This window comes from Caulobacter sp. FWC26 (genome assembly GCF_002742645.2).
Taxonomy (GTDB): domain Bacteria; phylum Pseudomonadota; class Alphaproteobacteria; order Caulobacterales; family Caulobacteraceae; genus Caulobacter.
In genome coordinates, this window is record NZ_CP033875.1 from 858,851 (window position 1) to 881,920 (window position 23,070).

The 23,070-nt window shown below is 66.2% G+C and carries 19 protein-coding genes and 1 tRNA gene; 12 read left to right on the forward strand and 8 right to left on the reverse strand.

Going from position 1 to position 23,070, the window contains the following annotated elements:
- The first annotated feature begins 101 nt into the window (after window positions 1–101).
- From CSW63_RS05600 to CSW63_RS05620, 5 genes are all read left to right on the forward strand, one after another.
- Window positions 102–1,328 (forward strand): serine hydrolase, encoded by a 1,227-nt coding sequence (locus CSW63_RS05600; protein ID WP_062096161.1) that lies wholly within the window; start codon window positions 102–104, stop codon window positions 1,326–1,328.
- 409 nt (window positions 1,329–1,737) lie between these two features.
- Entirely contained in the window at window positions 1,738–3,828 is a 2,091-nt protein-coding gene (locus CSW63_RS05605; protein WP_168193606.1) for a 3-hydroxyacyl-CoA dehydrogenase NAD-binding domain-containing protein, read from the forward strand.
- Window positions 3,829–3,981: 153 nt separating this feature from the next.
- Window positions 3,982–5,538: a class I adenylate-forming enzyme family protein gene (locus CSW63_RS05610; protein ID WP_062096160.1), complete on the forward strand. Its 1,557-nt coding sequence runs from the start codon at window positions 3,982–3,984 to the stop codon at window positions 5,536–5,538.
- A gap of 127 nt (window positions 5,539–5,665) precedes the next feature.
- Window positions 5,666–6,664 carry a DegT/DnrJ/EryC1/StrS family aminotransferase gene (locus CSW63_RS05615; protein WP_062096159.1) on the forward strand — a complete coding sequence of 333 codons (999 nt, stop codon included), beginning with the start codon at window positions 5,666–5,668 and terminating at the stop codon, window positions 6,662–6,664.
- Between the two features lie 170 nt (window positions 6,665–6,834).
- Window positions 6,835–7,314: a DUF2199 domain-containing protein gene (locus tag CSW63_RS05620; protein ID WP_062096158.1), complete on the forward strand. Its 480-nt coding sequence runs from the start codon at window positions 6,835–6,837 to the stop codon at window positions 7,312–7,314.
- Here the strand turns inward: CSW63_RS05620 and corA are convergent.
- Together corA and CSW63_RS05630 are read right to left on the reverse strand one after the other, a co-directional pair.
- Window positions 7,311–8,279, reverse strand: a complete 969-nt coding sequence (gene corA, locus CSW63_RS05625) for a magnesium/cobalt transporter CorA (RefSeq protein WP_062096157.1) — start codon at window positions 8,277–8,279, stop codon at window positions 7,311–7,313. The two genes, CSW63_RS05620 and corA, sit on opposite strands and share 4 nt — an antisense overlap.
- A 3-nt stretch (window positions 8,280–8,282) precedes the next feature.
- A complete protein-coding gene (locus CSW63_RS05630) occupies window positions 8,283–9,308 on the reverse strand; it encodes an adenosine deaminase (protein ID WP_369797863.1) in 1,026 nt (341 codons plus the stop codon).
- Between the two features lie 186 nt (window positions 9,309–9,494).
- Between CSW63_RS05630 and CSW63_RS05635 the strand changes: the two genes are divergently transcribed.
- The gene (locus tag CSW63_RS05635) at window positions 9,495–10,514 is read left to right on the forward strand and encodes an amidohydrolase family protein (protein ID WP_062096155.1); all 1,020 of its coding nucleotides are present in this window, start codon (window positions 9,495–9,497) and stop codon (window positions 10,512–10,514) included.
- Between the two features lie 37 nt (window positions 10,515–10,551).
- On the opposite strand, the gene CSW63_RS05640 is transcribed toward CSW63_RS05635, so the two are convergent.
- From CSW63_RS05640 to CSW63_RS05650, 3 genes are all read right to left on the reverse strand, one after another.
- Entirely contained in the window at window positions 10,552–10,851 is a 300-nt protein-coding gene (locus tag CSW63_RS05640; RefSeq protein ID WP_062096153.1) for a hypothetical protein, read from the reverse strand.
- Between the two features lie 76 nt (window positions 10,852–10,927).
- Window positions 10,928–11,824: a pirin family protein gene (locus CSW63_RS05645; protein WP_062096151.1), complete on the reverse strand. Its 897-nt coding sequence runs from the start codon at window positions 11,822–11,824 to the stop codon at window positions 10,928–10,930.
- A 110-nt stretch (window positions 11,825–11,934) separates the two neighbouring features.
- Window positions 11,935–12,432, reverse strand: coding sequence for an Lrp/AsnC family transcriptional regulator (locus tag CSW63_RS05650; RefSeq protein WP_062096149.1), 498 nt, complete (start codon window positions 12,430–12,432; stop codon window positions 11,935–11,937).
- Between the two features lie 142 nt (window positions 12,433–12,574).
- Here CSW63_RS05650 and CSW63_RS05655 point away from each other — a divergent pair, with 142 nt between their 5' ends.
- Window positions 12,575–16,012, forward strand: coding sequence for an indolepyruvate ferredoxin oxidoreductase family protein (locus tag CSW63_RS05655; RefSeq protein ID WP_062096147.1), 3,438 nt, complete (start codon window positions 12,575–12,577; stop codon window positions 16,010–16,012).
- Between the two features lie 339 nt (window positions 16,013–16,351).
- On the opposite strand, the gene CSW63_RS05660 is transcribed toward CSW63_RS05655, so the two are convergent.
- Entirely contained in the window at window positions 16,352–17,521 is a 1,170-nt protein-coding gene (locus CSW63_RS05660; RefSeq protein ID WP_062096145.1) for a DUF418 domain-containing protein, read from the reverse strand.
- A gap of 128 nt (window positions 17,522–17,649) precedes the next feature.
- Here CSW63_RS05660 and CSW63_RS05665 point away from each other — a divergent pair, with 128 nt between their 5' ends.
- From CSW63_RS05665 to CSW63_RS05675, 3 genes are all read left to right on the forward strand, one after another.
- Window positions 17,650–18,768 (forward strand): NAD(P)/FAD-dependent oxidoreductase, encoded by a 1,119-nt coding sequence (locus tag CSW63_RS05665; RefSeq protein WP_062096143.1) that lies wholly within the window; start codon window positions 17,650–17,652, stop codon window positions 18,766–18,768.
- A gap of 103 nt (window positions 18,769–18,871) precedes the next feature.
- A complete protein-coding gene (locus CSW63_RS05670; protein ID WP_062096141.1) occupies window positions 18,872–19,921 on the forward strand; it encodes a glycosyltransferase in 1,050 nt (349 codons plus the stop codon).
- 45 nt (window positions 19,922–19,966) lie between these two features.
- Window positions 19,967–20,043, forward strand: a tRNA-Met gene (locus CSW63_RS05675).
- A 70-nt stretch (window positions 20,044–20,113) separates the two neighbouring features.
- Here the strand turns inward: CSW63_RS05675 and CSW63_RS05680 are convergent.
- On the reverse strand, window positions 20,114–21,100 hold the full coding sequence (locus CSW63_RS05680) for a glycerophosphodiester phosphodiesterase family protein (protein WP_062094529.1): 987 nt from the start codon (window positions 21,098–21,100) through the stop codon (window positions 20,114–20,116).
- Here CSW63_RS05680 and CSW63_RS05685 point away from each other — a divergent pair.
- Window positions 21,036–21,176 carry a hypothetical protein gene (locus tag CSW63_RS05685; protein WP_099503918.1) on the forward strand — a complete coding sequence of 47 codons (141 nt, stop codon included), beginning with the start codon at window positions 21,036–21,038 and terminating at the stop codon, window positions 21,174–21,176. The two genes, CSW63_RS05680 and CSW63_RS05685, sit on opposite strands and share 65 nt — an antisense overlap.
- Window positions 21,177–21,190: 14 nt before the next feature.
- Here the strand turns inward: CSW63_RS05685 and CSW63_RS05690 are convergent, their stop codons facing one another.
- Window positions 21,191–21,649: an Lrp/AsnC family transcriptional regulator gene (locus tag CSW63_RS05690; RefSeq protein ID WP_062094531.1), complete on the reverse strand. Its 459-nt coding sequence runs from the start codon at window positions 21,647–21,649 to the stop codon at window positions 21,191–21,193.
- Between the two features lie 105 nt (window positions 21,650–21,754).
- On the opposite strand from CSW63_RS05690, the gene CSW63_RS05695 reads away from it, so the two are divergent.
- Complete coding sequence (locus tag CSW63_RS05695) at window positions 21,755–22,960, forward strand: methionine gamma-lyase (protein ID WP_062094532.1); 1,206 nt, start codon at window positions 21,755–21,757, stop codon at window positions 22,958–22,960.
- Window positions 22,961–23,070 lie beyond the last annotated feature (110 nt).

The window sequence follows — 23,070 nt, forward strand, 5'->3', positions numbered from 1 at the left end:
ATAATGCGCAGGGTTGGGTAAAGTTTACGTTGCGGCATAACGCCTCGGCGCGAGTCCTGGTCCGAGCCAATCAAGACGTGAAATAAGGGGAGAACAGGACGTTGAGCACGCCGGAAGCCGTAGGACTGTCGTCGGAGCGCCTAAAGCGCATCGAAAGTTTCATTCAGGCCAAGTACATCGACTCGGGAAAATTGCCTTGCGCCTTGACCCAAGTCTGGCGACGGGGGCAGCTGGCCTATACCTCAGTCTTGGGGAGCGCGGATGTCGAACGCGGCAAGCCGCTGAAGGCTGACAGCCTGTTTCGCATCTATTCCATGACCAAGCCCATCACCAGCGTGGCCTTCATGATGCTGGTCGAGGAGGGGTTGGCCTCGCTTGATGATCCGGTGCACCGCTTCATACCGGCTTGGCGTGATCTCGGCGTCTTCCAGGCCGGCGTCGCCGGCGCCTTTCAGACGACCCGTACCAAGGAGCCGATGCGCACCATCGACCTCCTGCGCCACACTTCTGGCCTGACCTACGGCTTTCAGCAGCGCACCAATGTCGACGCGGCCTATCGCAAGCTGAAACTCGATGGCGTCGACAGCGAAGGCGGCCTGAAGACCTTCGTCGAGACCCTCGGTACGGTGCCGCTGGAGTTCTCGCCGGGCGAAGCCTGGAACTATTCGGTCTCGACGGACGTGCTCGGCTATCTGGTCGAGGTGATCTCGGGCATGCCGTTCGACGTGTTCTTGAAGACCCGGATCTTCGACCCGCTGAAGATGGTCGATACCGGCTTCTTCGTGCCGGAAGGCCAGCGCGAGCGCTTCACCGCCTGCTACGCCCTGACCCCGTCGGGCAAGGTCGTGCTGCAGGACGATCCTGAGAAGAGCCGGTACCTGTCGGACCCGTCTGTCAAGTCGGGCGGCGGCGGTCTGGTCTCGACGGCCGACGACTACATGCGCTTCTGCCGCATGCTGCTGAATGGCGGCGAGCTGGACGGGGTGCGCCTGCTCAGTCCCAAGACGATCCAGCTGATGACCATGAACCACATTCCGGGAGGGCAGGAGCTGGTGCAGGCCTCCAAGTCGCTGTTCAGCGAGGCGGTCTTCGAAGGCCTCGGCTTTGGCCTCGGCTTCGCCATGACCATCGATCAGGCGCGAACAAAGAACCTGGGCTCGCACGGCGAGTACTTCTGGGGCGGCATGGCCTCGACGGCGTTCTGGATCGATCCGGTCGAGGATCTCGCCGTGGTGTTCATGACTCAGCTGATGCCGTCCACCTCGTACCCGATCCGGCGCGAGCTGCGGACCCTGGTCTATTCGAGCTTCACTGAAAGCGCCGGATAGGCGCTTTATCACGGATAAGAAAACGGCGCGGGAGGGGCTCCCGCGCCGAGTTGCGCTTTACCAAAGTCCGACGCATTGCGAGCAATACGTCACGCTCGCGAAATCTACCGACTTCGAAACGTCAGGACGCGTGCAAGGCGCGTCCAAAGCCCATGAAATCCCGCGAACGCCCTCCCCGGCACGGATCATTCTCTCTGGATTTCAGACGGGTGCGGCGCCGGTCAGCCCCCCGGCGCCGCCTCCGCCCCCACGGATAATCTCGGCCGAACTTCTGATTTCGAATTTGTAGTATGGCGTTCGGGCCGTCAACAGGCGGCGCCTCTGAAATGGGCGCCGTCGCGTAGGTCTGGACATCCGTGACGGAGCATGCACGCTGCGGTCAAACAACCGTTCAAACCAAGAAACAGGGGTGGAAGCCGCCATGGCCGCGATCAACGCCGTCACCGATTTTTCCGTCGAAGGCGACATCGGCGTCGTCACGCTGAACTCTCCGCCGGTCAACGCACTGTCGGCCGCCGTGCGCGAAGGCCTGGCGGGCGCGTTTGACGCCGCGATCGCCGATCCGGCCGTCAAGGCCATCGTGCTGATCTGCGAGGGCAAGACCTTCGTCGCCGGCGCCGACATCACCGAGTTCGGCAAGGCCATGACCGGCCCGTCGTTGCAGGACGTCCAGAACACGATCGAGAACTCGCCAAAGCCGGTGATCGCTGCGATCCACGGCACCGCCCTGGGCGGTGGTCTGGAAGTGGCGCTGGTGGCCAACTACCGCGTCGCCGTTCCCTCGGCCAAGGCTGGCCTGCCGGAAGTGAACATCGGCCTGCTGCCCGGCGCGGGCGGCACCCAGCGTCTGCCGCGCATCGTCGGCGTCGAGAAGGCGCTGGAGATGGTCACCAGCGGTCAGCATGTGCCAGCCAAGGCCGCGCACGCCATGGGCCTGTTCGATGAGCTGGTCGAGGAAGGCAAGCTGCGCGAGGGCGCGATCGCCTTCGCCAAGACGGTGCTGGCCGAGAACCGTCCGCTCAAGAAGGTCCGCGACCTGAACGACAAGGTCGAGGCCGCGCGCGGCAAGCCCGAGATCTTCGAGGCCTTCCGCAAGGCTAACGGCAAGAAGTTCCGTGGCTTCATGGCCCCGGAAAACAACATCAAGTGCATTGAGGCGGCGGTGAACCTGCCCTTCGACGAAGGCCTGAAGGCCGAGCGCAAGCTGTTCATGGAGCTGATGACCGGCAGCCAGTCGGCCGCCCAGCGCTATGTCTTCTTCGCCGAGCGCCAGGCCGCCAAAATCCCGGACGTGCCGGACGACACCCCGACCATCCCCGTGAAGAAGGTCGGCGTCATCGGGGCCGGCACCATGGGCGGCGGCATCGCCATGAACTTCCTCAACGCCGGCATCCCGGTGACGATCATCGAAGCCAAGCAGGAGAACCTTGAGCGCGGCGTCGGGATCATCCGCAAGAACTACGAGAACACCGCCAAGAAGGGGCGCCTGACCCAGGACGACGTCGAAAAGCGCATGGCGCTGCTGACCCCCTCCATGGAGATGGAGGCGCTGGCCGACTGCGACATGATTATCGAGGCCGTGTTCGAGCTGATGGCGATCAAGAAGGAGGTCTTCACCAAGCTGGACAAGATCGCCAAGCCCGGCGCGATCCTGGCCACCAATACCTCCTATCTCGACGTCAACGAGATCGCGGCCGTGACCAGTCGTCCGGAAAGCGTGATCGGCACGCACTTCTTCTCGCCGGCCAATGTCATGCGCCTGCTGGAGCTGGTGCGCGGTGATGCGACCTCCAAGGAGGTCATCGCCACCTGCATGAAGCTCAGCAAGACCATCGGCAAGGTGCCGGTGCTGGTCGGCGTCTGCTACGGGTTCGTCGGCAACCGCATGCTGGCCCAGCGCCAGCGCGAGGCCCAGAAGCTGATCCTGGAAGGCGCGATGCCCTGGGACGTCGACCGGGTGCTGTATGACTTCGGCCTGCCGATGGGCCCCTTCGCCATGAGCGATCTGGCCGGCCTCGACATCGGCTGGGATCCGGCCAAGACCAGCTCCTCGACCGTGCGCGAAGTGCTGTGCGAGATGGACCGTCGCGGCCAGAAGAACGGCAAGGGCTTCTACGACTACGACGAGAACCGCAACGCCAAGCCCTCGCCGGTCGTCGAGGCGGTCATCCGCGACTTCGCCGAGAAGCGCCAGATCCAGCGCCGCGCGATCAGCGACCAGGAGATCCTGGAGCGTTGCCTCTATCCGATGGTCAACGAGGGCGCGAAGATCCTCGAGGAAGGCAAGGCCATCCGGGCCTCCGACATCGATATCGTCTGGATCAACGGCTATGGCTGGCCGGTCTATAGCGGCGGCCCGATGTTCTGGGGCGAACTGGTCGGCCTCGACAAGGTCCTGGCCAAGATGAAGCAGTTCCACGCCGAGCTGGGCGACGACTTCAAGCCCTCGGCCCTGCTGGAGCGCCTGGTCGCCGAAGGCAAGGGCTTCAAGGACGCCTAAATTGAACCCTTCCCCCTTGATGGGGGAAGGGCAGGGTTGGGGGTGATGTGGCGGTTGGGTTGTCTCGGCCGCGCTTCATCCGGACCCGCTGTCACCCCCATCCCCGACCCTTCCCCCATCCAAGGGGGAAGGGAGTTTGCTAGAGGCGTCCCCATGTCCACCATCGCCGCCATGATGTCCGCCGACTACGGCGTGATGGGGGATATCCTCCGCATCCGCGCCGGGGAGGCCCCCAGCCATCCGGCCGTGATCATGGAGACCGGCGAGGCCGTCACCTATGCCGAGTTTGACGCGCTGGTCGACCGTGTCGCCGCAGCGCTCCAGCGCGACGGGGTGGCGCCGGGTGAAGCGATCGCCGTCTGCGCCTTGTCTTCGATCCCCTATGCGGCGGTGTTTCTCGGCGGACTGAGGGCGGGGGTCGCGGTCGCCCCCATCGCGCCGTCTTCGACGCCGGAGTCGATCGCGGTGATGGTCGCCGACTGCGCCGCCAAGCTGTTCTTCCTGGATGCGGGCGTCGCCGAGGCTCAGAAGTCCGCGCCGATTCCGGTGCGCCACATCGCCCTGGACGGGTCAGAGGCTGGCGAGGCTTTCGAGTCCTGGCTCGCGCCCGTGGGCGCCCAGCCAGCGCCGGTCGACATCGGTCCAGATCACCCGTTCAACATCATCTATTCTAGCGGCACGACGGGCACGCCCAAGGGCATCGTCCAGTCGCACGGCATGCGCTGGAAGCACGTCTTCCGGGTTGACGCGGTCGGTTACGGTCTCGAGGCGGTCAGCCTTCTATCGACGCCGCTGTATTCGAACACGACCCTGGTCTGCTTCTTCCCGACGCTGGCGGGCGGCGGCACGGTCGTACTGATGAAGAAGTTCGACACCGTGCGCTATCTTGAGCTGGCGCAGAAGCATCGCATGACCCACACCATGCTGGTGCCGGTGCAGTATCGGCGGCTGATGGAGCATCCCGACTTCGACCGTTACGACCTGTCGACGACCCACCTGAAGTTCTGCACCAGCGCGCCGTTCGCCGCCGAGCTGAAGGCCCAGGTGCTCAAGCGTTGGCCCGGCGGCCTGGTCGAGTACTTCGGCATGACCGAGGGCGGCGGCACCTGCATCCTCATGGCGCACGAGCACCCCGACAAGCTGCACACGGTCGGTAGGCCCGCGCCGGGCCACGACATTCGGCTGATCGACGAAGACGGCGTCCAGGTTGGGCCGGGCGTGGTCGGCGAGATCGTGGGCCGGTCGCCCGCAATGATGAATGGCTATTTCGGCCGACCGGACAAGACCGCCGAGGCGACCTGGGTCTCGCCGGAGGGCTGGACCTTCATCCGCACAGGCGATGTCGGCCGGTTCGACGAGGAGGGCTTCCTCACGCTGATGGACCGCAAGAAGGACATGATCATCAGCGGCGGGTTCAACATCTATCCGTCCGACCTGGAGGCCGTGCTGGTGCAGCATCCGGCGGTGGTCGAGGCCGCAGTAGTCGGCGTGCCGTCCGACGCCTGGGGCGAGACTCCGGTGGCCTTTGTCGCGCTGAAAGGCGGACAGACGGCGGTGGGCGAAGACATCAAGACCTTCGTCAACGGTCAGGTCGGCAAGACCCAGCGCCTTGCCGAGGTGGTGATCGTCGACAGCCTGCCCCGAAGCCACATCGGCAAGGTCCTGAAGCGCGAACTGCGCGACTCATGGCAGAAGTCGCCTACTGAGTAGCGTCATGCGGCGCTTTTTGCCGCGACCGCGCGCCGCATTAGGGCGGGCGGAATCGATGAATACGGTTGCTTAACCATATGGTGCGGCCATCAGGTCGCCCGGTTCGTCGTGGATTGCGTTCAAGCTCATGCGCCCGAAGCCCGTCGCCGCTCCGATTGATGTCTTCGCCGACCTAGCGCGCGAGGCCAGAAGCCTCATTCGCGCCTCGGGTCTGCCGATCGACTTTGACGCTGTCAGCCAGGCGCTGGCCGCCGCTGGTCATGCCTCCGATCTGGAACGGCGTCTGGCCGCCCGTTTCGCCCGACCCGTCGCCGCCCGCGCCTTCGCCGCCCGGGTAGAGGCCACCGCCGCGACCTTGAAGGCGCTGGGCGTACGCGAGGGCGGCGTCTGCGTCGTCTCGGCCCTGGCCGATCCGGAGACGCTCGCCGGGGTCGCCGCCGCCGGCCTCAAGGCCTGGCTGGTCGATGTCGACCCGTTCAGCGCGATGTTCGACACAGATCATTTGCGCGAGCGCCTGCCCGAGGCGCCGGGACCGCTTGAGGCGATCGTTCCGGCCGCCGCCCATGGGCGCGCGCCGGACATGCGCGCCTGGGCCGCCTTCCGCGACGAGACCGGGTTGCCGATCCTGGTCGACGCCCACGGCGCCTTCGACGTCATCATCGATGCGCCAGTGCCTGTTCTGGTGGGGCTGCCCAGCGGCCAAGGCGTGTTCCTGGCCTGCGAGGACGCCACCCCCGTCAACGCCGTCGAGGCTGCGCCGTTCGAGGGCGACGACGGTCTCGCCGCCTGGCCTGGCCTGCGTCAGCGTCTGTGCGGAACCGCGCAGCAACTGCGTGTCCTGCTGCTGGACAGCGGCGTCGGCTTTCAGCCGGGCTGGGGCATGAGCTGGATTTCGCCGCTCTGCGCCTTGAGCCTGCCGACCGACGACGCCGGCGCGGTGGCTTGGAAGCTCCAGGCGGCCGGCGTGCCGGCCAGCTGCTCGGTCCGCGATCGCACGCTTTTCGCCGACGACACCCCCAACGCCAATCACCTCGCCGCCTCGACCGTCGTGGTGGCCCTGGACCCCAACCTCGATATCGAAGGCCTCGACCGCCTCTGCGACGCTCTGCGCGACGCGGTGGGGTAGAGCCTGTCTGGTTTAGATGGGACCAACTAAACCAGATAAACAGGATCTATTTCATGCGCTTAGAGCGCGTTCGAGCGGTTCAGCCGTTCACGCTTAAACCGAACGCGCTCTGGAGGCAGGAGCCCACTTGTCCTAAGCATCGGCGCGTCGTTTTCACGCCGAGAGGTCCGATGGCTGAGGCCCCACCAGAGCCGCTTTCCCTAGACTGGGGCTTTGCCCTTCCCGACGAGGTCTTCGCCTTGCCGGAGGCCGAACTAGACGCGCAGGTGCGTTACGACGACGACCTCTGCCAATGGGGCGATCGCTACTTCATTCGCTGCATTCTACCCGTGCCGTTGAAGGGCGAGGACGACTATTTCGGCTGGGGCGCGTGGGCCGAGGTCGATGCTGACGTGTTCCAGCGCTATCTTGAGCTTTACGAGGAGGACGGGCGCGAAGAGCCGCCGCATCCGGCCAAGCTGGCCAACAGGCTGGCGCCCTATCCTGGCACGACATTGGGCACGCGCCTGTTGATCCAGTTCCAGTCCCCCGATGAGCGGCCGAGCCTTATGCTGCCAGAGGGCGACAAGAGCCGGCTGGCCCAAGAGCAGCGCGACGGGATCGACGCCGCGCGGCATCACGAGATCATCGAGGTTTGCGAGGCCGCCTAGAGCCAGCCCACCCGCTTGAAACGCCTATACAGAAGGCCGCAGATCACCGCGATCCCGGCCAGCACCGTCGGATAGCCATAGGCCCACTTGAGCTCGGGCATGTGCTCGAAGTTCATCCCATAGACGCCGGCGATGGCGGTGGGCACCGCCAGGATCGCGGCCCAGGCGGCGAGCTGGCGGGTGATAACCCCCTGGCGCTGCTGCTCCAGCAGGCTGGCGATTTCGAACACGGAGGTCAGCACTTCACGCAGACCGTCGACGAGGATCTCAGTGCGCTGGATGTGGTCGCGGACGTCGCGGAAATAGGCGCGGACTTCGGTGTCGATGCAGGGCAGATCGTGATGCTCGAGCGCGCTGGTCACCTGCGCCATCGGACCCAGCAGTTTCTTGAACTTCATCAGGGTGCGGCGGAGATTGAAGATGCGGGCGATCTCGGCGCGGGTCAGAAAGGCGTCCAGCGCGCGTCGTTCGAAGGCCTGAAGGTCTTCCTCGATCTGGTCGACGATCGGCATGTAGCCGTCGACGATGAAGTCGAGCACCGCGTGCAATACATAGTCGACGCCATGCGCCAGAAGGCCGGGAGCGGCTTCAAGTTGGGCGCGGAGCTCGGTATGCGCCCGCGCTGAGCCGTGGCGCACGGTGATCAGATGCTGGCGGCCGACGAAAAAGTCCGTTTCGCCATAGCCGATATGATCGCCTTCCAGATGGGCGGTCTTGGCGACCACGAACAGCTGGTCGCCATAGACATCGACCTTGGGTGTCTGTCGGGCGTTCAGCGCGTCCTCAACCGCCAGCGGGTGCAGGCCGAACACCGCCTGCAGGGTCCGAAGCTCGGCTTCGTCCGGATCGACAAGGCCGATCCAGATGAACTCGCCATCGCGCGGCGCAAGGCTTTCGGGCGTTTCGAAGCCGAGAGCCCGGACCGGCTTGCCGGCGACGTAGGCCTGGGCGGCGACGACGGCCATCGGCTAGTGCGCCGCCGCGTAGGCCTCGACCTTCGCGATCCGCTCGGCCTTCTCGGCGTCGGTGAGGAACGAGCCGGCGAAGCTGTTCTTGGCCAGGGTGACGACGTCGTCGCGGGTCAGGCCCACGGCGTTCGCGGTCGCCAGATAGTTTTCCAGCAGATAGCCGCCGAAATAGGCAGGATCGTCCGAGTTCACCGTGGCCTTCAGGCCCAGGTTCAGCATGCGCTTGAGCGGATGCACATCCAGGCTCGGCACGCCGCAGAGTTTCAGGTTCGAGAGCGGGCAGACGGTCAGAGTGATCCCGTCCTTCACGAGACGCGCGGTCAGGGTCTCATCCTCCAGGGCGCGGTTGCCGTGGTCGATCCGGTCGACCTTCACCAGATCGATGGCTTCCCAGACATACTCGGGCGGGCCCTCTTCGCCGGCGTGCGCCACGACCTTGAGCCCCAAGTCGCGCGAGGCTTGCAGCACCCGAGCGAACTTGGCCGGCGGATGGCCGACTTCGGAGCTGTCGAGACCCACGCCCGCCAGGTGCGAGAGCCAGGGCTTGGCCTGCTCGAGGGTTGCGAACGCAGCCTCCTCGGAGAGGTGGCGGAGGAAGCAAAGGATCAGCTTGGAGGTGACGCCCAGGGTTTTCTCGGCCTCGTCCATGCCGGCCAGCAGGCCCTTCATGACGGTGTCGAGGGCGATACCCCGGTCGGTATGGGTCTGCGGATCGAAGAAAATCTCGGCGTGGGTTCCGCCGTCGGCCGCCAACCGCTTGAAGTAAGCGAGCGCCAGATCCTTGAAGTCGGCCTCCGTAATCAGCACCCCGGCGCCCTGGTAATAGATGTCCAGGAAGTCCTGCAGGTTCGAGAAATCGTAGGCCGCGCGGATTTCCTCCACCGAGGCGAAGGGCAGGGTGATCCCGTTGCGCTTGGCCAGCTCGAACATCAGCTCGGGCTCGAGGCTGCCCTCGATGTGCATATGCAGCTCGGCCTTGGGCAGGCCACGAACGAAGTCGGCGAAGGCGGTGTCGGTCATGGGCATGTCATCGGGCGTGCGCGCGGCGGGGTCAAGGCGGTGATGGTTAGGCTGGCGCGTCTGTATGCGGATGTCCACGTCGTCTCCGGCGGGATTTACTGTGGCGCGCGATTCAGTTTCATTGGTGATCGGTCGTCGAACGGCGTTTCTCCATATCGGAGCGCGATCCGCGTGCGCCTTCTCGGGGGAACGATGCGATTCAGATCCATACTAATGGCGCTTGCTGGCGCCGCTCTGTTAGCCGCTCCGGCCCGCGCGGCCGACCCGATCATCGACATGCACCTGCATGCCTTGCCCGCCGACAGTCAGGGTCCGCCGCCTCTGGCCATGTGCACGCCGATCAATCCCATGCCGACCTGGGATCAGCGCCAGCCCTGGACGGACGGCCTTATGGGGATGTTCAAGCACCCGACTTGCGCCGACCCGATCTGGTCGCCGACCAGCGAGGATGAGATCCGCGACAAGACCCTGGCGATCATGCGGAAGCGCAACATCATCGGGGTCGTCAGCGGTTCCTACAAGCGCGTGATGGCGTGGCAGGCCTTGGCCCCCGACCGGGTGCTCCCGGGCCTGATCCCGGCCGACGCCGAGTTAGGCAAGCCCAAGGTGATGCTGGAGGAGTTCGCTCAGGCCAAGGCGGCCGGCAAGCTGGCGGTGATCGGCGAGCTGGGCTTCGAGTACGAGGGCATAGCGCCGAACGATCCGCGTCTGGAAAACCTCTGGGCCACCGCCGAGGCCCTCGACTTGCCGGTGGCGATCCATATCGGCCCCGGCCCGCCCGGCATGGCCTACGTCCCGGGCTCCGGCTACCGCGCCCGGCTCAGCAGTCCGCTGTTGCTGGAGGATGTGCTGGTCAAGCATCCCAAGTTGCGCGTCAACGTCATGCACGCCGGCTTTCCGATGCTCGACGACACTCTGGCCCTGCTCTACGCCCATCCGCAGGTCTATTTGGACACCGGCGTGATCGTCTACACGCAGCCCCGCCCGGCCTTCTATCGTTACCTGCAGGCGCTGGTGGACGCGGGCTTCGGCGAGCGGATCATGTTCGGTTCCGACCAGATGGTATGGCCTGAAACGATCGAGCGCTCGATCGCTGTGATCGAGGAGGCTCCGTTTCTGTCTGCTGAACAGAAGCGGGATATCCTCTACAACAATGCCGCGCGGTTCCTGCGGTTGGATGAGGCGACAAAGGCCAAGCATCGTACGATGTAGCCGGCCGCTCTTTGGAGCGACCGGCGGCTGATGCAACCTAGTGGGCGGCGTCCTTAGCCTTCTCGCCGGCCTTCTCGGCGGCGTCACCGGCCTTTTCGGCGGCCTTGCCAGCGGCGGCGGCGGCGTCGCCTGCAGCTTCCATTGACGCTTCGGTTCCCGCTGCAGCGGCGTCAGCCGTTGCGTTTGCCGCCTGGGTCGCGGCCTGGGACGCGGCAGCGGCCTGACTGGCGGCGGCCGCGCTTTCGACGGTGGCCTCCTGGGCCTTCTCGGCCTTGTTCTCGCAGGCCATCAACGTCAGGCCCATAGCGGCAACGGCCGCGATCGTTACGATACGCATCAGCGTCTCCTCCCAGCCCCGGCCTAGCGCCGGGCAAGGGAGTAATCCGAACGTCGCCATTGGGTTGCCAAGCTTGTCACGACATCGGGTTGGCCGGCGGCGGCGGACCTTCGGGCAGCGGGATGAACTCGTCGTGGTCGAGGTCGGGCAGCTTCATGCGGCCGGCCTTCCAGTCGGCCTTGGCCTGTTCGATACGGTCCTTGGACGAGGAGACGAAATTCCACTCGATAAAGCGCGGGCCCACCGGCTCGCCGCCCAGGAGCATCACCGTAGAGCGCTCCAGGGCCTTGAAGACGATCGTCTCCCCCGGAGCGAACACGGCCATCTGGGCTTCGCCGAGCTCTCGGCCATCGACCTCGACGCGGCCCGCAGCGATGTAGGCGGCCCGCTCGGGATATTCAGCCGGAAGCGCGGCGGTGACACCGGGCTCCAGTTCCCAGTGCACATAAAAGAGCGGGGAAAACACCGGCACGGTCGACTTGGCGCCGAACGCCTCGCCGGCGATCAGCCGGGCCTTCAGCCCCCCGCTTTCATAATAGGGCAGATCGGCCGAGCCCTCGTGATGGGTGAAGCTGGGCGCGACTTCCTCGAACTCTTTGGGCAGGGCGACCCAGGCCTGCATGCCGTCCATGCGGCCGCCGCGCTCGCGCAGCCCCTCGAAGCGTTCGGAGTGGGTGATGCCCGAGCCGGCGGTCATCCAGTTGACCTCGTTCGGCTTGATCACGGCCAGCGAGCCCACGCTGTCGCGGTGAGTGATCTCGCCCTCGAACAGATAGGTCAAGGTCGAAAGGCCGATATGCGGGTGCGGGCGCACGTCGGCGCTCTTGGCGAAGCCGGGGTCGAACGCCGCCGGGCCCATGTGGTCCAGGAAGGTGAATGGACCGACCATACGATGCGCGTGAAACGGCAGCACACGCCCGACCTCGAAGTTGCCGAGGTCTTTGCGGCGGGCGTCGAAGACGAGATCGATCATGGGAACTCCGGCGGTGAGGTGGCGCGGAGTTTAGCGGGGAGTTATGGTCGGTGCTTGGATAAAAGCGGCGGCGCTGTCGCTCCCCACAAGGCGGGAAAGCGACTTTCGCCTCAGCTCAGAGGGCTGACATACGGGCTGATCAGGCCCAGCGGCACGGCGGTGGAGTTCTTGACGCCCCGGATCACGATGCGGCTTTCGATGTTCGACACCAGGCCCAGCGACAGCAGCTTGTCGCGCAGGAACTCGTCGAAGGCGCGCATGTCGCGGGTGACGATCCGCATTTCGTAGTCGGCCGCGCCGGTCACGGTGGCGCACTGGACGACCTCGGCCCACTTGCCGACTGCCTGTTCGAAGGTGTCGAGGTTTTCCTTGGTCGGCAGCGAAAGCTTCACGGTGCAGTACACCTCGAAGCCCAGGCCCAGCTTTTCACGGTCCAGAATGGTGACGCGGCGCTGGATCACGCCGGCGTCTTCCAGGCGCTTGATCCGGCGCCAGCAGGGGCTGGACGACAGACCGACGCGTTCGGCGATCTCCGCGACGGACAGTCCGGCGTCGTGTTGGATCAGATCCAGAATCTTGGCATCCACGGCGTCGAGTTGTTCGGACAAGAAATTCCTCCCCCCAGAGGGCGTTGGCGCTTTGATTTTGCGCAAAGCGCCCCTGAGTCGGGCACGCCTTGGGCAAACATTTTCCGCGCTTCTATAAGATATTGCGTAGCGGGCGAGAAGACCCGGGAGGAAAATTTTTGCCATGCGGCACTCGGAAGTCACTCTCGACGACAAATATGTGCTCGAAGATGGTCGCGCCTTCATCACCGGCGTGCAGGCCCTTCTCCGCGTCTTGCTGGATCGCAAGCGCCTCGACCGCAAGGCGGGGTTGAACACGGGCGGCTACCTGTCGGGCTATCGCGGGTCGCCCTTGGGCGGGCTCGACCAGCAGGCCGCGCGCATCAAGAAGCTTCTCACCGCGCATGATGTCGTCTTCCAGGAAGGCCTGAACGAAGACCTCGCCGCGACCGCCGTCTGGGGCAGCCAGCAGGCCAACCTGTTCCCGGGCGCGCTTTATGATGGCGTGTTCGGCATGTGGTACGGCAAGGCGCCCGGCGTCGACCGCACCGGCGATGTCTTCAAGCACGCCAACTTCGCCGGGACCTTCCCGACCGGCGGGGTCCTGGCGGTGGCTGGCGACGACCACGCCTGCAAGAGCTCGACCCTCCCGTCGCAATCGGAATTCGCCTTCCAGGACTTCGAGATGCCGGTGCTGTCGCCGGCCGACGTGCAAGAGGTGCTCGACTACGGCCTGCTCGGCATTTCGATGTCGCGGTTCTCGGGCCTGTGGACGGGCATGATCGCCCTGGCCGACACCATGGACTCCGGCGTGACCATCGACGTCTCGCTGGACCGCCACCAGATCGTGGTCCCCGAGTTCGCGTTCCCGCCAGGCGGCCTGGGCATCCGCCAGAAGGACCAGCCGATGGAGAAGGAGCGGCGCATGCGGCTCCACAAGATCCCGGCGGCGTTGGCCTTCGCGCGCGCCAACCATATCGACCGCGTGGTGCTGGGCGCCTCGCATGTGAAGGTCGGCAAGGCGCGCCTCGGCATCGTTTGCCAGGGGCAGGCCTATAAAGACGTGCTGGAGGCCTTCACGGCCATGGGCATGACCTTGCAGGAAGCCGCCGACCTGGGCGTTTCGATCTATAAGGTCGGCATGCCCTGGCCGCTGGAGCCGCTGGGCCTGCGCGCCTTCGCCGCCGGCCTCGAGACCCTGATGGTCATCGAGCACAAGCGCGCCCTGATCGAACCGCAAGCCCGCGCCGCGCTCTACGATCTTCCCGCCCAGGCGCGGCCGCGCGTGATCGGCAAGACCGACGAGAAGGGCGGCCCGCTGTTGTCGGAGCTGGGCTCGCTGTCGGTCGCCGAAATCGCGCTCGCCATCTATGACCGCCTGCCTCAAGGGCCGCACATGGAGCGGGCGCAGGCCTATCTGAACCGCGTCAGCGCCGCCGGCGTCGCCGCCGTCAGCCTCGCCGCCGACCAGGCCCGCAAGCCGTTCTTCTGCTCGGGCTGTCCGCACAACACCTCGACCAAGCTGCCCGAGGGCTCGCGCGCTCTGGCCGGCATCGGCTGCCACTACATGGCCGGGTTCAACGACCCGATGACCGACCTCAACACCCACATGGGCGGCGAGGGTCTGACCTGGGTGGGCGCCGCGCCGTTCACCCGCGAAAAGCACGTGTTCCAGAACCTGGGCGACGGCACCTACAACCACTCGGGTTCCTTGGCCATTCGCGGCGCCGTCGCGGCCGGGACCAACATCACCTACAAGCTGCTCTATAACGACGCCGTCGCCATGACCGGCGGCCAGCGCGCCGAGAGCGGCTTCACCCCCGCCCAGATCACCCGCCAACTGGCGGCCGAGGGCGTCAAGAAGACCGTCATCGTCGTCGATGACCTCAAGCGCTACGAGGGCGTCAACGATCTGGCGCCGGGCGTCGAGATCTTTCCGCGCTCGGACCTGATGCGTGTGCAGGAGATGCTGCGCGAGACGCCCGGGACCACGGTGCTTCTGTATGATCAGACCTGCGCCACCGAGAAGCGCCGTCGCCGCAAGCGCGGCTCGATGCCCAAGGCGACCCAGCGGGTCTTCATCAACCCGCTGGTCTGCGAGGGTTGCGGCGACTGCTCGGTGAAGTCCAACTGCGTGTCGGTCGAGCCGCTGGCCACCGAGTTTGGCCGCAAGCGCAAGATCAACCAGTCGTCCTGTAACCAGGACTACTCCTGCGTCGAGGGCTTCTGCCCCTCGTTCATCACCCTGGAAGGCGCCGAAAGCGCCCAGTCCAAGAAGACCCCTGCGGCCCTGACCGCCGAGTCGACGCCGCTGCCCGAGTTCGAGCCGCTGACCGGCGTGCGCAAGATCTTGTTCACGGGCGTGGGCGGGACGGGCGTCACCACGGTCGCCTCGATCCTGGCCATGGCCGCCCACATCGACGGCCGCGCCGGCAGCGTGGTCGACATGACGGGTCTGGCCCAAAAGGGCGGCTCGGTGTTCAGCCACGTCAAGATCGGCGAGACCGAGGAGACGATCGTCGGCGGCCGCGTGCCTGCCGCCAGCACCGATGTGCTGATCGCTTGTGATCTTCTCGTGGCAGCCAGCCCCGAGGGCCTGTCCCTTTACGCCAAGGACCGCACGCGCGCCTTCGGCAACAGCGACTTTGCGCCCACGGCCGACTTCGTCACCAGCCGCGACGTGCGCTTCGACAGCGGGGCCATGGCGCGCCGCGTGAAGGGCGCGACCCGGACCTTCGACGCCTGCCCGGCCCAGCGTTTGGCTGAGACCGAGTTCGGCGACGCCATCTACGCCAACATGATCATGGTGGGCTTCGCCTGGCAGCGCGGCGTGATCCCGCTGTCCAGCCGCGCGGTCTATCGGGCGATCAAGCTGAACGGCGTCGACGCCGAGGCCAACCTCCAGGCCTTCGAGCTGGGTCGCCGGGTGGCCCACGATCCGTCGACCCTGAAGGTCAAGGAAGACGCCACCCCGACGCCCGAGACCATGCCGTTGGACGCTCTGATCGCCCACCGCATCGCTCAGCTGACGGCCTATCAGAACGCCGCCTACGCCCAGCGCTATGCGGACAAGGTGGCCAAGGTCCGCAGCGCCGAAACCGCCGTGTCCGGCGAGGACGGCGCCCTGCCGCTGACCCGCGCGGCGGCGGTGAACCTCTACAAGCTGATGGCCTACAAGGACGAGTACGAGGTCGCGCGCCTCTATACCGACGGCCGTTTCGCGGCCGAGCTGGCGGGTACCTTCAAGGGCGGCAAGGCCAAGGTGTGGCTGGCCCCGCCGCTGCTGGCCCCCAAGGCCGCCGACGGCAAGCCCAAGAAGATCGCCTTCGGCGGCTGGATGCTGGACCTGGCCTTCCCGATGCTGGCCAAGCTGAAGGGCCTGCGCGGCACGGCGCTCGACATCTTCGGCAAGACCGAGGAGCGGCGCATGGAGCGCGGCCTGATCGCGTCCTACGAGACCGGTCTGGACCGTCTCGCGGCGGGGCTTTCGCCGGAGAGCGTGCCGCTGGCCGTGAAGATCGCCGAGATCCCCCAGCAGATCCGCGGCTTCGGTCACGTGAAGGAGGCCTCGGTGAAGGTCGCCAAGGCGGCCGAGGAGAAGCTGTGGGCGCAGTGGGGGTAGGGGCGACGTCGATCCAATAGACCGACTTCCCGGCGAACGCCGGGGCCCAGATTCATCCGGGGCGGCTGGGGATGATGCGCCATCACACGGCGCTTATCGGATAGCCGCAGGTGGGTTCGATCTGGATCCCGGCGTTCGCCGGGAAGGTCGGACTGTGGATGGAAGCTGGGGGCTGCTTTCGATCCACACTTGCCCCCTCCGCGCCTTCGGCGCTCCTCCCCCGGAGGGGGAAGAAGGGTGCTGGCCTTCTGCCCCCTATGGGGGCGGACGACCATACGAATCATGGTCCGGTGGGGGCCTGCAGTCTGACCCCAAGCCGTCGTCCCAAACGTCAGCCTCTCACCGCACAAACGGCACCTTCACCGTTCCATAGGTCGCCGCGCGCCAGAGCCACTCCAGCGGGCCGTAGTGGAAGCGCTTGAACCACAAGGTCGCCAGCACGCCCTGGATCACCAGGAAGCCGAGGCCCAGCCATAAGGCCGTTGCCTGCGGCAGCCATTTCCAGGCTCCCAGGCCAAAGCCGTAGAACACCGGAACCCAGATCAGCGACTGCAGGACATAGAAGGTCAGGGTCATCCGGCCCATCGGGGCCAGGCGTTCCAGCAGCTTCCGGCCAACGCCCTGATAGGCCTCGACGATCAGAAGCACATAGACGCCCATCACCGAAACGTCGAACCAGCCGCCCATCAGGTTGCCCAGCAGCTTGCGCGCCATCGGGGCGGCGGTCGCGTCGGGCAGCAAGGCGGCCAGTGGGGCTTGGCCAAAGCGGGCCAAGAGCGCGACCACGGTCAGCGCGACCAAGGCGCGGCGGCGCTGGCGGACGAACCGTTCCGGCGCGTCGAACACCCCGGCGCGGCCCAGGCTCAGGCCGATCAGGAACAGGGCCAGGATCTGGAAGAGACGGCCCGTCTCGATGAAGAACCACCACTTGAAGCTCTGACCCTGCCAGACGTTCCAGGTCAGCATCTGCTCCAGCGGCGCGGTGCGGTAGAAGGCCGGGCCGGTGTCGCCCCAGTGATGCGGCGCGGCGTTGGCCCAGGTCGCGCCCGTCGCGGCGCTGATGATCTGGAAGGCCAGCAGGGGCTGGGCCAGCAGGATCGCCGCGACCGCCAGGATCACCTTGTTGCTTGCCCGATAGAACGGGATCAGCAGCAGGCCCAGCGGCGCCAGCACCATCAGGATGTCGCCGCGATAGACGAGGCTATGGGCCAGGCCGATCAGGGCCAGCACCACCATCCGCCAGGCGAACCGGCCCGAGAAATTGGTCCCCCGCCGATCGGCCTTGTCCATCAGCAGGAAGAAGCTGAGGCCAAAGCACAGGGTCAGCAGGCTGAACGCCTTGCCCATGAAGAAGGTGGTGAAGATCGTGTGGGTCAGGTTCTGGTTCGGCGCGGCCCAGTAGATCTCGTACTGCTCGAACATGTGGACCATGTAGACGCCGATCAGGGCGAAGGCCCGCAGCGTGTCGATCAGCAGATTGCGCGCAGGCGCGGCCGGCGTGCCGTCCATCTTCTCATTCCCCCCGGGTGCGACGTCTGGGCGTCGAGCCGCCAGACCATGCCTTGCCTGTTAGCGCTGTCAATAAGGGCGGGGTCGTCGCGACTGGCGGATCGGATCGCCTCGTCTAAGGTGGGCGCATGAGCGATTTCGATTTTGACGCGGTGGTGGTGGGCGCCGGTGCGGTGGGGCTGGCCTGCGGCTACGCCCTTGCCCGGCGCGGGCTGGTGGTTGCGGTCCTCGAGGAGCAGAGCCGCATCGGCGAGGGTGTATCGTCTCGCAATTCCGAGGTCATTCACGGCGGGCTCTACTATCCGACCGGCTCACTGAAGGCGAAACTGTGCGTCCAGGGGCGACGGGCGCTGTACGCCTTCTGCGACGCCCATAAGGTTCCCTACAAGAAGTGCGGCAAGCTGGTGGTGGCGACCTCCGAGGACGAGATCGCGCGGCTGGACGCCATCTGGGACCAAGCCCTGGCCAATGATGTCGAAGGCATGGAGCGCCTGACCGGCGCGCAGGCGCGGGCGCTGGAGCCTGGCCTCAACGCCCATGCGGCGCTGCTGTCGCCCGAAAGCGGCGTGTTCGCTAGCCACGACTACATGCTGGCCTTGCAGGGTGAGATCGAAGCCGCAGGCGGGGCGGTGGTGGTGTCGACGCCGTTCGAGGCCGCCACGCCTCTGGCCGGCGGCGGATTCCGAGCTCGCGCCGGTGGCGCGGAACCGACCGACCTGACCTGCCGGCTGCTGGTCACAGCGCCGGGTCTGTCATCACAGGCGGTTGCGGCGCGGATCGAGGGCTTTCCCGCCGAGGGGATCCCGAAAGCTCACTTTGGCAAGGGCGTCTATTTCCGGCTGGCCGGCAGAGCGCCGTTCCAGCGTCTGATCTACCCGCCGCCGATCCACGGGGCGCTGGGAACGCACTATCGTAACGACATGGGCGGTCAGGCGGTGTTCGGCCCGGATCTGGAGTACGTCGCCGCCCCGGACTATTCGATCGACCCCGCCAAGGCCGACGCTTTCGCCGCCTATATCCGTAAGTTCTGGCCCGGCCTGCCCGCCGACAAGCTGGTCCCTGACTATGCTGGGGTAAGGCCCAAGCTGCATGGTCCTGATGAACCACAGCCCGACTTCCAGTTGCAGGGCGTGGAAGATCACGGTCTTGCCGGCCTGATGGCCCTGTTCGGCATCGAAAGTCCGGGCCTCACCAGCTCGCTGGCGATCGGCGAGACGGTGGCCGAGCGGCTGGCTCGGACCGCCTGACGCTGGCCTTCCACCGCAAGCGGATCGCCAGCCCAAGCTCCCGCGTTGACACGGCGGACGTGCGCCACGATGGTCGCGGCCCGTAAGCCTCCCGGAGTTCGCCTTGACCACCATCCTGCACGCCATGCTGGGCAAGGGCCTGGGCGGTCTTGAGCAGGTTTTCCTCGACTACCAGCCGATCCTTGAGGCCTGGGCCGTGCGACGCGGCGGCCAGTGTGTCGGCGTGGTGCGCAAGGGCGGCAAGGTTGCGGCGGCTCAGGCGAGCCGGACGCCGCCGCTCGAGGTAATGCCCGCGCTGACGGACTGGGATCCAATCACCGTCGGCGCCGCCCGTGCGTTGGTCAAGCGCCTTCGTCCATCGCTGATCCTCAGCCACGGCCAGCGCCCGGCGCGGGTGTTCGACAAGGTCGCGCCGGCGGACGTGGTTCGCGCCGTCTGCCTGCATAAGCCCTCCTTCGACCTTACACCGGGCGCGCATTATGTGTGCGTCGGCCAGCATCTGGCGGCCCTGGCCATCGCGCGCGGCGCGCCGGAGGACCACGTCTGGTTCGTCCCCAACGCCGTTCAGCCGCCTCGGGCCGAAGCCGCTCCGTTTACGAGAGGCGATGGGCCGGTCCGCATCGTGGCCGCCGGACGGCTGCATCCCAAGAAGGGCTTCGACATCCTGATCCACGCGATCGCAAAACTGCGTGCCTGGGACTATGAGGTGACGTGCGAAATCGCCGGGGAGGGCGATGCGCGCGCCGGGCTGGAGGGCTTGATCCGCGAGCTCGACCTGGAATCCTGCGTCACACTGAAGGGCTGGACCGAGGATGTTCAAGGCTTTCTCGCGACGGGCGACCTGTTCGCCTTTCCGTCGCACCAGGAAGGCTTTCCACTGACCCTGCTTGAGGCGATGTCCGTGGGCCTGCCGGTTGTGGCCAGCGAGATCGAAGGCCCTCTGGAGATTCTGACCGACGGCGTCGATGGCCGGCTCGTGCCCGACGACGATCCGGACCGTCTGGCCGAGGCTCTCGCCGAACTGATCAGCGATCGCGACACCGCGCGGCGCCTGGCCGGAGCGGCGCGGCGCCTGGTGTTGACCCAGTACAGCCCGGATGAACTCAAACGTCGCTTGGAAGCTGCGCTGGACGGAATGACATCCCGGACTTGATGCGAAGCGCGCTTGGGCGTATGACCCCCCCTCCGTCCTGGCTATGGCTGGGTAGCTCAGATGGTTAGAGCGGTGGATTCATAACCCACAGGTCGGCGGTTCGATCCCGCCCCCCGCCACCAGGACGGACTGAATTTTCCTAGAAAATCAATGTCGAAACCGCTGCAGCTCGCGCTGCCCGCTTGGTCGCCTTTATCGGGCGGGGGCCAGGGCTGCGTGCGTGGTGGAAGACGAGGACGCGTCCACGGTCGCAACGCTGACGCCCTCGCGCAGGCGGCGGCTTTTCAGATAAGCCAGAAGACGCGCGGGGTGATCGGTCTGAATGATGCTGGCGCCCTGGTCGATCAGGCGACCCCAAGAGACGTCCGGATCGCGCAACGCGCGCCGGTCGCCGGCGAGGCCCACGAAGCTCTTCCAGCTGCTCATGCCCAGGGTGTTGATCCAGACACGAACGCGAGCGGCTCCCGCCGCGTCGCGAACCGCAGCGAAGCCTTTCGCCCGCAGGCCGCGCGTTTCGACCGCCGCAATCGGGCGGGTCCCCGAAGCCTGCCGGGTGATGACCTCGCCCAGCTGCCTCGAATGGCGCGCAGCCCTTTCGCCGACCATCGGCATGAAGGCGACGTCTCGATAAAGCGGCTGATCGACGATGGGAGACATGCCCTCCTTCGCCCTGGCCTTGAATAACACCCATTCGCTAGCGTCGACGTCGCGCGCGACATCGGCCGCCTGGGCGGCGAACGGACCCTTCAAGTGCAGGGTCACCATGACGCGGCCCCGCGCGGCGCGCAGGAAGGCCTCCAGCGTCGGTGGCGCTTCGTTTCCGCCCTTGAGCCGGAGCGCTTGGAATTGGGCCAGGGTCAGCTTGGACACAGGGCCGTCGCCATCGGTCGTCCGATCAACGCTAGGATCATGCATGATCACCAGTGCGCCATCCTTGGTGCGGCGCACATCGGTCTCGACCATATCGACGCCGAGGTCGATGCAGCGCTGCAAGGCCTCCAACGAATTTTCTGGCGCGGTCGACGCGAAGCCCTGGTCCGGAGCGGCGGCATGGCAACCGCGATGGGCCACGACCATCACCCCGGCGGCGGGATTGTAGAGCCGATCACGGAACGTGGCGGCCCCCGCCGGTGTGGCGGCGGCGAGGAGCAAGGCGAGGGTCGTCGTCAGGAGGCGCATGGTCGGAAAGGTCTCCGCGCCGCCGTATGCGCGATTCATGCGACAACAAAGCGGCGGTTCCGCCTCAGGCCCGTGACGCCTTCGGCGATTTCAACCCGCCACCGGAAACACCCGGGTCTGCTTGACCACCCCGTAGGCGAAGCTGGTGTCGATCGAGGCGATGCCGGGAATGGCGTGCAGCTTGCGGCGCATGAAATCCTCATAGGCCTCCAGGCTGTCGACGATGACCCGCAGCAGGTAGTCGTCGCCTCCCGCCAGCAGGAAGCAGTCGAGGATCTGGTCGATCCGCGCCACCGCCGCCTCGAACCCCTTGATCAAATCCTGTCCATGGCGATCCAGACGCACCCGAACAAAGACGGTGATGGGCAGGCCGTAGGCTTTCTGATCGACCAAGGCGGTATAGCCGGTGATCACACCCTCCGCCTCGAGGTTGCGAACCCGCCTCAGGCAAGGCGAGGGCGACAGGTTAACCCGTTCGGCCAGCTCCTGATTGGTGAGGCGGCCGTCCTTCTGGAGTTCGCGGATAATCTGGCGATCCTTGGCGTCCACGGCGGTCTCCTGAGCAGAATCTGCCAATATGAAAGCTCAGTATGGCAGATTTCGCAATTCCAGGCGCTGCGCTCTGCGCCACAGTGGCGTCAAAGGGAGCGGCACATGCGCGACGACCAGACCGGCTTTTCCACGCGGGCGATCCATGCGGGCTATGATCCCGCCGAGGAGCAGGGCGCGTTGACCCCGCCGCTGCACCTGACCTCGACCTTCGCCTTCGAGAGCGCCGAGGCGGGCGGCGAGATGTTCGCCGGAACTCGGCCGGGGCACTTCTACTCGCGCATCTCCAACCCGACGACCGACCTTCTGGAGCGCCGCCTCGCCAGCCTGGAAGGCGCCGAGGCGGCGGTCGCCACGGCTTCCGGCATGGGGGCGATCACCGCGACCCTGTGGAGCTTTCTGCGGGCCGGCGACGAGGTCATCACGGACCAGACCCTCTACGGCTGCACCTTCGCGTTCCTGCGTGACGGGCTCACGCGGTTCGGCGTGACGGTGAAGCAGGTCGACATGACCCAGCCTGAGGCGCTGGCGGCCGCTATCACTGACCAGACCCGGATTGTCTATTTCGAGACGCCGGCCAATCCGAACATGCGTCTGGTCGACATCGCCGCGATCACGCGGATCGCCCACGGCGCGGGCGCCAAGGTGGTGGTCGACAACACCTATGCGACGCCCTGCCTGACGCGGCCCTTAGCGCTGGGCGCCGACATCGTCGTGCATTCGGCGACCAAGTATCTGGGCGGCCACGGTGATCTGGTCGGCGGCTTGGCCGCTGGCGGCGTCGAGGACATGGCCCGCGTGCGCCTATGTGGCGTGAAGGACATGACCGGCGCGGTGATGTCGCCGTTCACCGCCTTCCTGGTCCTTCGGGGCCTCAAGACGCTGTCGCTGCGCATGGCGCGTCATAGCCAGAGCGCTCAGGTCGTGGCGCGGTGGCTGGAAGAGCACCCAGCCGTGTCGCAGGTCTTCTATCCTGGCCTGCAGAGCTTCCCGCAGCGGGACCTGGCCTCGCGACAGATGGCTTCGGGCGGCGGCATGATGGCGTTCGAGCTGAAGGGGGGGCATGCGGCGGGGGTCGCGATGATGAACCGACTGGAACTGATCCGCCGCGCGGTGTCGCTGGGCGACGCCGAAACGCTGATCCAGCATCCGGCCAGCATGACCCACTCGCCCTACACCCCTGAGGAACGCGCCGCTGCGGGCATCGGGGAGGGCATGGTCCGTCTGTCCGTGGGCCTTGAGGATGTCGCCGACATCCTGGCCGACCTGTCGATGGCGCTTGAGCCCTTGAAGATCACCGAGCGCGCCTAGGCTAGGCGACCGAGGCGCACAGGTCTGTGTCAGACACCGCGCAGTCACTCCCGCAGGGGGAAGCGCGTTAACCTTTCCTGCAAAAATCTTACATCTGCACGGCCGATTAA